Here is an 11,963-nt window from a genome sequence, read left to right on the forward strand (position 1 = left end):
CGCCAGTCCCCTCTTCGCGTCAGCTGGATCAGCCGCGTTGGAACGCAGTCGCGATCAGTCGTCGGCGAGCGGCAGCGTGATGGCGATGTCGTCGCCGACGTTCGCTGTGCGGGCTCGTTGCACGGCACGGTAGACGGTCGCGACGCCAACCTTGTACCGGCGGGCGATCTCATTCACGGAGTAGTCGCCAGAGTGGAACTCGGCGACGAGGTGCGCCTCGACGGCGGGAGTGAGCTTGGGCTTCTTCCCCTTGAGCCGACCGCGCGCGGCGGCGACGCGCATCCCTTCGCGGGTGCGGGCCCGGATGAGGTCGGCCTCGAACTCGGCGACCATCGCGAGGGCGTTGAACAGCAGTCGGCCGGTCGGGTCTTCGGGATCGTGAATGCTCTCCCCGATCCGCAGCCGCACGCCCTTCTTCGTGAGCTCGTCGACGAGGTCGCGCGCGTCGGGGACGGAGCGGGCGAGGCGATCGAGTTTGGTCACCATCAGGGTGTCGCCGGCTCGAACGGCAGCGAACGCTTCCCGGAGCGCGGGGCGATCCCGGTTCGAGCCGGTGAGGCCCTCGTCGACGTAGAGCTGGTCGGGGGAGACGCCGGCGGCGAGGAGCGCATCGCGCTGCAGTTGCGCATCCTGCTTGTGCGTGGATACGCGGGCGTAGCCGACCAGCACCCCGGTCATCGCCGGTCGGGCTCGCGTCGGATGAACGGCAACCCGGTCAGGATCGTCGCTACCGCGAATACGAGTGCAGCGAAGCAGGCGATCGGCACGGCCACGTCGTCGCCGATCGTCTCATTCGCGCGCAGCGCGAGAACGACGAGCAGTCCGATCATCCCCACAGCGGCGATGCCCATCGCTGCGATTGCTCGAACTCGGATCTGTCTCATTGCACGTCCCATCACCGGAATCGTATGCGGAATGGGTCTTACGAGAGCGGAGATTCCGGGACTCGGAGGCAGCGCCCAGGCCATTCCGGTGGACGATCCCCAAACGGAGGCAATCGACATCGCATCTCTCAGTCGGTTTGGAGATCTTCAATCAGGCTCACGCCTTGGTCGATACGCTTCTCGCGAGCTTTCACGGGTGCGCTCAGCGATTCAAGGGCGGCAGCGGCCGAACCGCCCTCCTTGAACCAGGACAGGACACTGTTCAGCGCAACGCGCGAGATCCGCTCGGAGTAGGGCCGGGCGCTATTGAGCGCCGCAGCACTCAGGGGGAGTCCGTGGTTGATCGCGTTGCGCACCCGACGGAGGCGTTTCCTGAGCACACCGGATTCCTTAGTCGCCTCTTCGAGTAGGCGCCGTTCTGCTTCCGGGTCAGTACTCGCTTCGAGTGCTTCCTCCAGGTCGGCTCGAAGGAGCGCGGGCATGTCGGGGCGCAGGATTTCGTCGCGGAGGGAGACGGCCGCCACGAGCGATATGTGCGATCGATCGCCGTCATACATACGGATGGTGTTTTCCAGGGCTCTGTAGTCCGCGCCTTGTTGCATCCCCCACGGGCCGTCAAAGGGCGCCACAATCTGGCGCGCCAGCAGGTGATCAGTGCGTCTGTCTCGCTCGAAAGACTCGAGCGCGTTTGCAAGGCTGTTGCCGCTGACGCCGAGGGTTACCGAGATCAGCTCCATGGCGTGGTCTTCGAGCGCGGTCGCTACCCGCGGGGTCACGGCGCGGAGATTGTGGAAGAGAACATCTCGGTGATCGGTCAGCCGTGCTTCGCGAAGCGTTGTCAGCGCCTCTGCCAGCGACAGCGGCATGGGCCCTCGAGCGAGTGCTTCGCTGAGCTGATCCGAGGCGTTGGCCAAAATCTCGGCGGTTGCGCCTACGCCGTACTCGTCGACGAAAACGCCGCCACCCGACGCCTGGTTGAGTCCGCCCGAAATGACGGCCGGCTGGCCGTCCGCCATGACCACGCATTTCTGCGTGTCGACCCAGGCGACACCGCCGGCTTCGGCAGCGATCGACACGAGCGCATCTACCTGTTGCCGTGCAGATCGCGCAGCACCCGCGACGGCTCGCTCGCCGAGATCGACGCGGACCAGAACTATTCGACTCTCCGGCCCCAGCGACAGCTGGTGCAAAGGCTCTAGCCAGTGCACGTCTTCGCTGATGGTACGAAGTTCCCCGCGCTCGGGGAAGTCGTTGGGCCCACCGTCGAGAGCGTTCGGGAGCGCCCACTCGCCCCTGAGGAAGGTGATTCGCCCGGCCTCTAACCGCATCCCGGGCACGGCGGCCCGATCGTAGACAAGCCAGACGACCACTCGGCAGATCGGCGGAGCGCTGACGAGGCTCTGCTTGGCCTTCGCTAGGCGATCGGCGACGGAACCTAGCTCGTGGCGGTCATCGGTAACCCACTCGGGCCAATCTCGCCCCACGAGCTCCTCGGCAACCGTGTCCATGATCGAGAACGGACCCTCGGCGGCCTCCCCGACTTGAGAGGCCAGTACGGCGGTAAGTCGCCGCAGCTGACGAGTCGTCGTGCCGGCCCGCTGAGCCGCGTCGCACACGTCTTCGAACGCCGCGCTGATTGCCGGTGAGGATCGCCAGATCGCGTCGAATCTCGCCGCATCCGCGATGAAACGGCTCCGGCCCTTCGTGCCGATCAGCTCATCAGCGATGGGCGCGACGACCCGCGACAGGCGGGCCCCGAGACGCGACTGCTGGAACTCGATCTCGCTCTGCAACGACTTGCAGTTCTTCTTCGCCTGGTCCTGGCCCCATCGGGTGTCGTCGAGTGCGGCCGCATACGCTCCGAGCTCAGACACTGCTTCGCCGAGGGTGTACGGCAGCGGCGCACGATAAGGGAGCGGTAGGACCCTAGCTACAGATCTCAACCATTCGGGAGTCGGATCGTCCACTGTTCCGGACCTCCAGGACCGTGTCTGGAAATGAGCACTCCTAGTCTGCCGCAATGCGGGCTAGCCCCCGGAGGCACTCCCCGGCATCACGATGTCGGCATCCCCACCCGCGGCCGCCGGGACGTTGATGCTCAGTCCACCGCTCACGGTTGCGCCTCTCCCACTGAAATATTGCCGCCGCAAGTGGAGGCACAGGGCATTAGTCAGCTGGGCGCCCGTAACCGGCGACCTCGATCGCGCTCAGATCGTCGGTGGCTAGCTCATATGCGGCGAAGCCGACCTCGCGGCGTCGCGCGGTGATCGCTTCCTTGTACCGAGCGAGCATGCGCGAGTAAGTCGGGAGCATCTCGCCGTGTGAATTGCCGCGGCTGTCGCCCTCGATGATGGGACGGACCTCTTGCCAGCGTTCAGTTCGCACCAGGTGGTCGACATAGCTCGCCATGTGGCCTTCCCGACGATCGTTGAAGTCGAAGCCCTGATAGGAAAGCCTCCTCTCGGTGTCCGCAGAGACAGGGGTTCCGTCCTCCGAGAGGCGCGCGACGCTCGCACCGACGACGCGGAACATGTCGAGGATGTCGCGGACGAGGCGACAATCCGACCGCGACAACTCCACGCTGTAGCCGCGTAGGTCGGCCTCGTACTCGGCGGTGAAACCCTTCTGCAACACCTCCACTCGTCCCTGGTGGTAGTCCGCCTCTCGCTCATCGACGTGCTCGAGGATCTCGTGCAGCAGGGCGAGCACGTGCCGGTCTCGGTCGGCCATGGACTCGGGCGCGGGGAGGTCGCCGGAGGAAGTGACGTCGTCATCGTTTTGGTAGAAGGCGGAGGCGCTCAACACGTCTCTGACGTACTCGCTCAAACTCTGTCGCTCTCGGAGAGCGGACAGCTCTAGTCGGTCCCGGACCTCGTCGCTGACTCGGACATTGATGGTTGCCATGCGGCCAGACTAGCCCCAATGTATGCGTGTATCACGAAAATGTTTACACGTATCACGGGGACGAAGCATCGGGCGCGGGGCTGCAGTCTGGCGACGCTCGGAACGCTAGAGACCCATCTCTAGTGCGGCCGCTGCGCTGCGCGCGATGAAGATCCCAACGACGATCGCGCTCGGATCCAGCTCGCCCCGGTTCTTCAGGTCGGCGAAGATCGCTTGGGCCTCCTGGGTCAACGAGGTGTCGTCGGGGTGCCTCAATAGGCGGACGCGATCCGCCTCGGTAAGAGGCCGATCGGGCACGGGGGCCTGTGGGCGTTCGTACACAATTCGATCGACGCGCTCTCCGGCCTGATAGTCAATGCAGATGGTGCACTGCGACGCGTAGTCAACCGAAGAGGACTTGCTTGGAGACATGAGCCAAGTGTGCGCCTAGGGCTCCGGTATTGCGCTCCCGGAACGGGTTACTGGCATAACCTCAAATATTAGAGTTGCCGAGGTCCTTGTGGTGCCTAGTGATCGGCAGGGCTGGTCGGGCTGGCCGGGTGACGGCGTAGTAGCTGCCGACAGCAGGTGTTTCTCGCTCGAGTTCGTCGAGCAGCAGCTGTTTCGTGCTGACGTCGTAGCCGAGGTCGGCATATTGGCGTTTCGCCTGGACGAGGTAGCTGTAGGCGGTCCAGCGAGAGATCCCGAGGACGGTGGCGGCTTCGGTGACGGTGGCGCCGTTGGCGTACATGGCGATGATCACGAGTTGCGATCGGGTGAGGATGACGCTGCGGCGACGTGAGGGCATCTTGACCAGGCCGCGTCGCTCCTGGGCCGCGAGTTCGTCGGGTTCTGTCAGCGCGAGGTCCCAGTCGAAGCGGCGGTAGTCGCGGCCTGACTGGTCGCGGATGCCGGCGCCGCTGCCGTCGCTGGCGGTGGGCAGGACTGCGGCGACGTCAACGGCGACGATGTCGCCGGGCTTGCGGCTGGGGCGAAGCCAGACGCGTTGGCCGGGTTGGAGGGTGAGCCAGCTGCCGCTGAGGTACCGCCAGTTCGAGCTCACAGCAGTGACCGTAGCCGCATCGCCGATTCGCTCCGCTCGCTTGCTCGAGGTGCCCGCCAGGAACCGATCGCGCGCGGGATGATGTGCGCCGCGACTGCGGCGGCGCCCTGGCCCTGATGTGCCGTCTGGGTCATCGAGGGTTGGGTATCACCGTAGATCGTTGCGCAACGGCGCTGTCCATGAGGGAGTGGGATGGCTTCGCGGACCGCCGTGGCCCGCCGAACATAGACCGTTTATAGGTAAGGCAGAGTAAGCAACAGGTGATCGAAAGTTGCACATTCATGTGAACGTATGATTTCGTGGCGCGGCTGGTTACCGCGTAGGCCCGACGGCGCCTCCGGTCGATCCCTGATGCCGGCGGACGGCGCTGTCGGGCCGTCTCAGCCCTGGCTCCCGCGAGTAGTCGATGCCTGTCCATCTGAACGCGAGATGGCGAGGTTTTAGGCGAGGCCAGCACCCGCACGGAGCTGGAGACTCGGGTAAACCCGAGCAGGCAAGGGTGGCCGCTGCTACGGCGGCGGTCGAACCCGGGATGTCGCCGTAGCATCGTCGAACCGATCCGTGGCATTTGGAGTCTGTTGCAGATTGCGTCAATCCGCCGAATAGGAGCTACCCGATCGGGCTTGTCACCGTCCCCGGATCGGAAACGTTTTGTTCACCCCCTGAACGTGGACTGGTGTGACCGTTTCGCGGGCCGGATCATCGGTCTAGTTACCTGGGGCTCGGGGCTCCCGGTTGCAGCACCCGTCGACGGAGCTGCGGGTGGGTTCGCGGGGGCGAGCCCACCCCATCAACTTGAACTGGAAGCCGCCATGACCGACGCGATCGCCCTCTCCACCGTTCCGACCTCGCTCGAGGCGCTGATGCGCGTCGATGGCGCGCTGGCGGTCGCGCTGGTCGACGCGAGCACGGGGATGCTGCTCGGCGGCGTCGGCTCCGGGATCGATCTCGAGGTCGCCGCGGCCGGGAACACGGAGATCGTGCGGGCGAAGGTCCGCACCGCCCGTGCTCTGGGGCTGCCGGACTCGATCGAAGACATCCTGGTGACGATGTCGACCCAGTTCCACATCATCCGCCCCCTCACTCGGGCGCCCGAGGTGTTCATCTACCTCGTCCTCGACCGAGACCGCGGCAACCTCGCCATGGCCCGGTTGAAGACCAAGGAGATCGAGAACCAGCTGATCCTCTGATCGGTTCCTGGGGTGTCGGGCCCCTTCCGATCAGCTATCAGCTCCGACAGGTGCAGCCTGTCTCTCCGGGCCGGCGCCCTATGTCCTGATCCACACGTGGCGTCGGCCCGGCCCGCCCCAGCGTGAGCCCGGATACCGCTCGGTCGGCATCCGGCTCAGAATGTGCACATGACCGACTCGAGGGAGCCGCGATTGCGTCGCGCGCAGCTCGCGCGGCGTATCGCCGCCGGGGTGACTCTGCTCGCCGCCGGCGCGGCCGCGGCGACCGCGATCCCGGTCATGATCGCCTCCGCCGAACACATCCAGAGCTTTCAGCAGCCGACATCATCGACGGACTGCGAACCGCTGTCCGCGGCCGAGGTGCGCGCCGCACCGGTCGCGTTCGCCGCGACCGCGAACCACATCGAGCACGACACCGTCGCACTGAAGGTCACGTCCCGCTATGCCGGCATCACCGCCGAGCACGTGCAGGTGCCCCAGGGGAACGGCGCCGCTGAGATCCGCTTCCGCACCGGAAAGCACTACCTACTCGCCGCGGAGGACGAGCGGATCCTCGGCTGCGGGATCTCCGGCGAAGCGACCGAGGAACAACGAGCCCTCTACATCCAGGCCTTCGGCTGAGACGCGCGACACTAGCTTGAGCACATGAGCGACCAACCTGCCCAGAACAAGCCCGTCATGGACGGCGCTACCGACGCCACCGCCGAACAGAAGGGTGTGGGCCGCGCCGAGCAGCTCGACGCCGACCGCCAACTCGGCCACGCGCCTGGCCGCTCTGCGAGTGAGCGCGCTGCGGCCGAAAGTGACGCCGATGAGCTCGCTCTCGAGGAGCACTGAGCTAGCAGGAGACCGCCTGCGCCTCGCCGCGGCTGCGCTGCGGCTGATGGGCTGCGTGCTAGCACTGTCTGTCCGCGACACTGTGCTCGGGGGAGTCAATGCAGCAGCTGGTTTCGGGTTCGATCATCGTCGCGGCGATCGCGGTCGGTCTTGCCGTGCTGGCGGTCGTGTCGGCATGGCGATCTCGCGCGCGGGTGGTGGCGTCGAGAGCGCAGCTGGAGTCGTTGCGGGCGCAGCTGGAGGGTGTTCGGGCTGAGCGTGCGCGGATCGAGTCGGTCGCGATGTCGCGGCGTGAGCTGACGAACTTCATCGTCCACGATCTGCGCACCCCGATCAGCGGGATCGTCGCGGTGAGTGAGGCGCTCATCGACGGGATGGCATCTGAGCCAGAGCGGTTCCATCGCCGGATTCGCGAGATGGGGCTGGATCTGGCGGCGATGCTCGACGACCTCGATGAGCTCGCGCGCGTCGAGTCGCCGACGGTCCGTCTCTCGTTGACGCGACTTCCGCTGACGCAACTGGTCAGCGGTGTGGTCGACGACCATCGGCTGCTCCACCCTGACCGCATCATCGATTTCGCTTCCACCGCCCCGGTCATGGTCGACGGTGACGGGACCGAGCTTCGTCGAGCTATGACGAATCTGCTGCGCAATGCCATCGAGCATTCGCCCGGCCGTGTCGAGGTGACGGTGGGCATCGATAGCCGAGGCGCGGTGATCTCGGTCACTGATGTCGGAGCCGGCGTGGGGGAGGGCCAGGGGGAGCTCCTGTTCGAACCCGGCTGGCGGGGCGCTCCCGCGGCAGCCGGCGGATCAGGTCTCGGACTGGCCATAGCTCGGGGTGTCGCGCGAGCGCACGCCGGCGACATCACAGTGACGAATCTGGCCCAAGGATGCCGATTCGATCTGGTGCTGCCCCTGGCGGTCGATCCTGTGACCCAGCTGACCGAGATGTCACGGAACGGTCACGGGGCCATCGGGTCACTGACGGACCCCGAACCCCTGTCACCAACCGGGATCCAACCGACTTAAGGACCGAACAATGCGTTCCAAGACCTCGCTCATCAAGGGCGGCCTCGGCATCATCGCCGTCAGCGCTCTCGCCTTCTCGCTCGCAGCGTGCTCGACGAGCAACAACAGCGGCTCCTCGCCCAGCAAGGAGACCACTAAGTCGTCCGAGACGAAGCCGGAGCCGGTCGTCTCGCTGCCCGACCTCTCGAAGGGCGTCGACACGGAGGTGACCGTCGACCAGGGCTTCGTCGACGCGCTGACGAGCCTCAAGCTCACCCCGGGTGTCGTCGGCACCGCCAAGTTCGAGAACGGGATCTTCTCCTTCCCGATCACCGGCGGCAACGTCGACTACTACGACCCGGCCAAGTCGTACCGTCCCTACGTGCAGGGTGAGATCGACCACAACGGCTCGGGCATCAGCCTCACCGGGGGCGGCAAGGTCGTCGAGCTGACCGACTTCGTCATCGACCCGGGCACCTCCGAGCTGCACGGCAAGGTGACCGTCGACGGCCAGGTCGCCGCTGACGACGCCTTCCTCTTCGACCTCCACGGAGGCACCCTGAAGCCGCTGCGGACCGAGGGCAACAACGGCATCCTCGAGGGCACCACGGTGCACATCTCGGCCGACGCCGCCGACCTGCTGAACAAGACCTTCGGCACCGACGCCGTCAAGCCCCAGTTGCTCGTGGGCGTCGCGAAGATCACCGTCGCCACCAAGTAACACCGGTGGCGACTGGGTGAGCCTTGACTCACCCGATCCCGGTAGGACCCGCCGCGCGATACGCGCGGCGGGTTCTTCCGTTTGCCGATCGACATCGCCCGACCAGTTTTGAGCCGCAGCATCCTCGCGAGCACGCGCGGGGTGCTACTGCCTGAGCGCGTCGGTGCGCGAAGCCCGATGGCAGACAGATCGGTCTAGTATCGATCGACGGCGTCCACGTCGAGGGTCGGCGCCGCACTGTTGCAGGTTGCGAGCGCCGACCCGATTTCAGATCTCAGGGGTGCGCGTGCTCGCTGTGGCGGCATTCACGGCCGCGAATGTCGCTCGCCTCGGACTGGGGGAAGCGTGACAGCGATGTCGTCGCCAGCACTCGGTGCGCGGGCGCGTTGCACAGCCCGGTAGAAGGTCGGGGCCGGCTGTGGGTCAGCGGAGGGCGCGTCAGGCATCGCGGGCCACGAGTGTCGGTGCGAGCTCTTCGATGCGAAGCAGGGTGACGAGGCTGCGGAGCGCCTTGGCATAGCGAGAGCGGATCGTTGAGGGTGCGATTCCCTCCAACGCCGCAACTTCCGCGAGCGAGAAGCCGTCCCAGTTGACCAGGCGTACGATCTCCGCCTCGCTGTCCGGCAGCTCGGCCAGTGCCGCCTGGATTGTGACTCGGAGCTCGACTTCCTCTGCGTCGGTTGTCGGGGGAGCCGAGTTGGAGATCATCACGCCGCGGAGTCGCTCGACCGCTGCACGGTGGCGACCGAGCGAACGTCGCTGGTTCAGGAGCGTGTTCCGGGCGACCACGAACAGCCACATCCGCGCCCCGTCCGGGTCGGAGGGAAGCTGCCTCACTTTCCGCCACGCGGTCTCCATCGCGTCGCCGAGCACATCGGCCGCCGCGGACCGCGGGTCCGTGCGCCGCTCGAGGTAGGCGAGAAGATCCGCGGCGTTGGCTTCGAATGCTCGCCGCATCCGCTCATGCGCGGTCGCCCAATCGCTCATCGGCCGACCCGGTAAACACCCTGCGTGCTGTCGATGACGATCGACTGCGCGTCGAACCCCTGCGATGTCAGGTATTCACCGAGCGCCAGTGCGATGTCGGTCTTCTGGTCAGCGACCTTTGCGCTCAGCGACTCGCGCGTCGCCGTGATCGCCGCTTGATCGGCGGCGACACTCGTCGGCACGTCCGAGGCCCTAGCCGGAGCAGTCGGTGCATCGGTGGGGACGTCCACCGTGACCGGATGATCGGCCAGCCACTGCTGTGCCTTCTGAAACACCGCGCGCGCATCCGTCGAACCACCGTTGACCCCATCGGCGTACCCGGCGGAGAGGATGAAGCTCACCGTCTTCACCGGCGCCGAATCGCCGCTGACCGGGACCGCTTCGGCGACAACCTCGCCCGGCGCCGTCCACCAGAGAGAGTGAGTCGCCGCAGCGGCGACGTTGGCCCGCCGATCACGAGCGCACCCGCGACGACCGCGGAGAAGGTGATCCGACGCCGTTTCTTCGTGCTACGAAGCGCGGCGCTGGCCGCCTCATCGCTCACGGCCATCAGCGCATCCATCCGAGCGGCATCCTGCGTGACCCGCGGCGCCCCGCTGCGGACGAGGTTCTCAAGTTCAATCGTCATGTCGATCTCCAGTCGCTTCTACTGACGACATGTCCGCAACCGCCTCGATTGACGAAGAGTCGTCGAAGATATCTGCCGGAGCATCGCGGGCTGCGCCGGCTGATCTTTTCTTCCGACGCGACGACGCGCGTCCGAGTCGCGCTCACGAGATGGCGTGCGCGACGCAGCGGCGTGCGCCGTGTTGAAATACGCACCACGGTTTGAGTAACTATCAGTGTCAGGTGGCCCGGCGCTGTAGGGATCTCCGCGATCAGGGGCGGGGATAGACGGCGCCGGGCCCACGCGGGAACCAACCGCGCTCTGGGAGCGTACCGCCGGGGAATGCGCGCGCTCCTATCGAGCTCGTCGAGTGTCAGTGGTCGGTGTGTTCTTCGATGCGTTGTTGCGCGAGACGCAGTGAGACGAAGACGCCGAGGTCGCGGCCGTCAGAGTCGAAGGCGTGGAAGAGGCGGTCGTTCTGCTCGATCTTGCCGAGGTAGCGGGATCGGGTGCGATCGCTGAGGGCCCAGAGTCCGGGGGTCACGGCGACGCACTCGATCGAAGCGGTTGAGTCGCTCATGACGGATCCCCTTCGCTGCGGTCCGCCGCCGATGGTACGCCGACGCGCGAGCGCTGCGGAGGGGTTGACGGGCACCGTCAAGGGGTATCCGGGGGACCGGGGCAGGGGTAGCATCCCGGCGTCGGCCGAAGGAGTCCGGTATGCCGTATCCCGCGAGCTCGCAGCTGCGCGAGCGCATTCTGAAGTTGCGTCAGGCGCTGCCGTCTCGCCTCGAGTGCGAGATCGCGGAGCTGGCGGAGATCGAGAACCAGGTCTATCTTCTCGACGCGCAAGAGGTCGAGGACTGGGCGCTCGACGTGGTCGTGCGGATCCGGTTCGATGATCATCTCGGCCGCCATGCTGACTTCGCGCTCCGCTATGCGGATGAACTCGAGACCGAGCTCGCCCGCCACCGCCTTCGGCGCGTCGAGGACTCGGCATTCGCGAAAGCGCAAGGGGGTGTGCTGAATCAGGTGTCGCGCGTAGCGTCGCCGCACACGGACGGTCTCATTGGGGGCCAGAGAGGTCGCGACCGTGAAAACCCGAGAGCTCTCCACGCCGCAGCGCACTTTCGTGCTGCGCTCCGACGCGGCCGGCGTGAAAGCTGAATCCGACATCACCCGCGCCCTCCGCGACGGAGGAGGCTTCGTCGAACTCGAGCTGCTGAACGACCAGACGGCGAGTGTCCTCGTCACTTCCCGGTCCGAGATCGTCGTCACCGACATCCACATCGACGACGACCAAGGTGGTGACACTGCGGCGACTTCGTCGCGAGGGACGAGCATCGACATGCTCGACTGGGAGATGTGACCCCCGTTCGACGGGGGTCAGCTCGTGGCGAGCTGGGTCGCGGTGGCGGCGGCGGACTTGCTCTGCAGGAACGCGCACAGCGCGGAGATGGTGATGAGCTCCATCGCGAGCCGGGACACTCCGGGCGCGTCGAGCTCGACAGGGTCTTCGCGCGGTTCGAAGGTCACGATCCACCGTCCGCCGTCTTCGGAGGGCTGGATGTAGGTGGAGGTGTCGGCGTCGCCGAGGAAGATCGACACGAGGCCGGATCCGTCGTCGGCGTCCTGCTCGAGGATGCGGAACTGGTCGGCGAGGAGGTAGTCGAGCGCGCTGAACTCTTTCAGCCAGCTCTCGAGCTCGTCTTTGCTGCGATGGGGCATCGCGGTCTCCTCCCAACTCCGCTCGTCACCCGCGCGAGCGGAGTGCTCGGCCC

General features: G+C 66.3%; 17 protein-coding genes. 7 read left to right on the forward strand and 10 right to left on the reverse strand.

From position 1 onward, the window contains the following. Nucleotides 1-54 precede the first annotated feature (54 nt). From FJ657_RS05420 to FJ657_RS05445, 6 genes are all read right to left on the reverse strand, one after another. Complete coding sequence (locus tag FJ657_RS05420) at nt 55-678, reverse strand: recombinase family protein (RefSeq protein ID WP_141162592.1); 624 nt, start codon at nt 676-678, stop codon at nt 55-57. Beyond that, nucleotides 675-896, reverse strand: a complete 222-nt coding sequence (locus tag FJ657_RS05425) for a hypothetical protein (RefSeq protein ID WP_141162593.1) — start codon at nt 894-896, stop codon at nt 675-677. Before FJ657_RS05425 ends, FJ657_RS05420 begins: the two co-directional genes overlap by 4 nt. A gap of 116 nt (nt 897-1,012) precedes the next feature. Then, nucleotides 1,013-2,758: a hypothetical protein gene (locus FJ657_RS05430; protein WP_141162594.1), complete on the reverse strand. Its 1,746-nt coding sequence runs from the start codon at nt 2,756-2,758 to the stop codon at nt 1,013-1,015. Nucleotides 2,759-3,050: 292 nt separating this feature from the next. Then, entirely contained in the window at nt 3,051-3,788 is a 738-nt protein-coding gene (locus FJ657_RS05435) for a YfbU family protein (RefSeq protein ID WP_141162595.1), read from the reverse strand. 105 nt (nt 3,789-3,893) lie between these two features. Further along, nucleotides 3,894-4,199, reverse strand: coding sequence for a hypothetical protein (locus FJ657_RS05440; protein ID WP_141162596.1), 306 nt, complete (start codon nt 4,197-4,199; stop codon nt 3,894-3,896). 61 nt (nt 4,200-4,260) lie between these two features. Further along, the gene (locus tag FJ657_RS05445; protein WP_141162597.1) at nt 4,261-4,830 is read right to left on the reverse strand and encodes a helix-turn-helix transcriptional regulator; all 570 of its coding nucleotides are present in this window, start codon (nt 4,828-4,830) and stop codon (nt 4,261-4,263) included. A gap of 812 nt (nt 4,831-5,642) precedes the next feature. Here FJ657_RS05445 and FJ657_RS05450 point away from each other — a divergent pair. From FJ657_RS05450 to FJ657_RS05470, 5 genes are all read left to right on the forward strand, one after another. Beyond that, entirely contained in the window at nt 5,643-6,020 is a 378-nt protein-coding gene (locus tag FJ657_RS05450) for a hypothetical protein (protein WP_141162746.1), read from the forward strand. 279 nt (nt 6,021-6,299) lie between these two features. Next, nucleotides 6,300-6,641: a hypothetical protein gene (locus tag FJ657_RS05455; protein ID WP_141162598.1), complete on the forward strand. Its 342-nt coding sequence runs from the start codon at nt 6,300-6,302 to the stop codon at nt 6,639-6,641. A gap of 24 nt (nt 6,642-6,665) precedes the next feature. Continuing rightward, nucleotides 6,666-6,857 (forward strand): hypothetical protein, encoded by a 192-nt coding sequence (locus FJ657_RS05460; RefSeq protein WP_141162599.1) that lies wholly within the window; start codon nt 6,666-6,668, stop codon nt 6,855-6,857. A gap of 98 nt (nt 6,858-6,955) precedes the next feature. Beyond that, on the forward strand, nt 6,956-7,888 hold the full coding sequence (locus tag FJ657_RS05465; RefSeq protein ID WP_141162600.1) for a sensor histidine kinase: 933 nt from the start codon (nt 6,956-6,958) through the stop codon (nt 7,886-7,888). Nucleotides 7,889-7,898: 10 nt separating this feature from the next. After that, nucleotides 7,899-8,588 carry a hypothetical protein gene (locus tag FJ657_RS05470; protein ID WP_181408879.1) on the forward strand — a complete coding sequence of 230 codons (690 nt, stop codon included), beginning with the start codon at nt 7,899-7,901 and terminating at the stop codon, nt 8,586-8,588. 438 nt (nt 8,589-9,026) lie between these two features. Here the strand turns inward: FJ657_RS05470 and FJ657_RS05475 are convergent, their stop codons facing one another. The 3 genes from FJ657_RS05475 to FJ657_RS05485 all read right to left on the reverse strand — a co-directional run bounded on the left by FJ657_RS05475 (nt 9,027) and on the right by FJ657_RS05485 (nt 10,762). Further along, nucleotides 9,027-9,575: an RNA polymerase sigma factor gene (locus FJ657_RS05475; RefSeq protein ID WP_141162601.1), complete on the reverse strand. Its 549-nt coding sequence runs from the start codon at nt 9,573-9,575 to the stop codon at nt 9,027-9,029. Then, nucleotides 9,572-9,916, reverse strand: a complete 345-nt coding sequence (locus FJ657_RS05480; protein ID WP_141162602.1) for a hypothetical protein — start codon at nt 9,914-9,916, stop codon at nt 9,572-9,574. Before FJ657_RS05480 ends, FJ657_RS05475 begins: the two co-directional genes overlap by 4 nt. Nucleotides 9,917-10,555: 639 nt before the next feature. Further along, complete coding sequence (locus tag FJ657_RS05485) at nt 10,556-10,762, reverse strand: hypothetical protein (RefSeq protein WP_141162603.1); 207 nt, start codon at nt 10,760-10,762, stop codon at nt 10,556-10,558. 140 nt (nt 10,763-10,902) lie between these two features. Here FJ657_RS05485 and FJ657_RS05490 point away from each other — a divergent pair, with 140 nt between their 5' ends. Together FJ657_RS05490 and FJ657_RS05495 are read left to right on the forward strand one after the other, a co-directional pair. After that, on the forward strand, nt 10,903-11,349 hold the full coding sequence (locus tag FJ657_RS05490) for a hypothetical protein (RefSeq protein ID WP_141162604.1): 447 nt from the start codon (nt 10,903-10,905) through the stop codon (nt 11,347-11,349). Beyond that, entirely contained in the window at nt 11,315-11,551 is a 237-nt protein-coding gene (locus FJ657_RS05495) for a hypothetical protein (RefSeq protein ID WP_141162605.1), read from the forward strand. The genes FJ657_RS05490 and FJ657_RS05495 overlap by 35 nt, the downstream gene beginning before the upstream one ends. 17 nt (nt 11,552-11,568) lie before the next feature. On the opposite strand, the gene FJ657_RS05500 is transcribed toward FJ657_RS05495, so the two are convergent. Next, nucleotides 11,569-11,910 (reverse strand): hypothetical protein, encoded by a 342-nt coding sequence (locus FJ657_RS05500; RefSeq protein ID WP_141162606.1) that lies wholly within the window; start codon nt 11,908-11,910, stop codon nt 11,569-11,571. Nucleotides 11,911-11,963: the final 53 nt, after the last annotated feature.

It is taken from the genome of Schumannella soli, from assembly GCF_006517435.1.
Classification (GTDB): Bacteria; Actinomycetota; Actinomycetes; order Actinomycetales; family Microbacteriaceae; genus Schumannella; species Schumannella soli.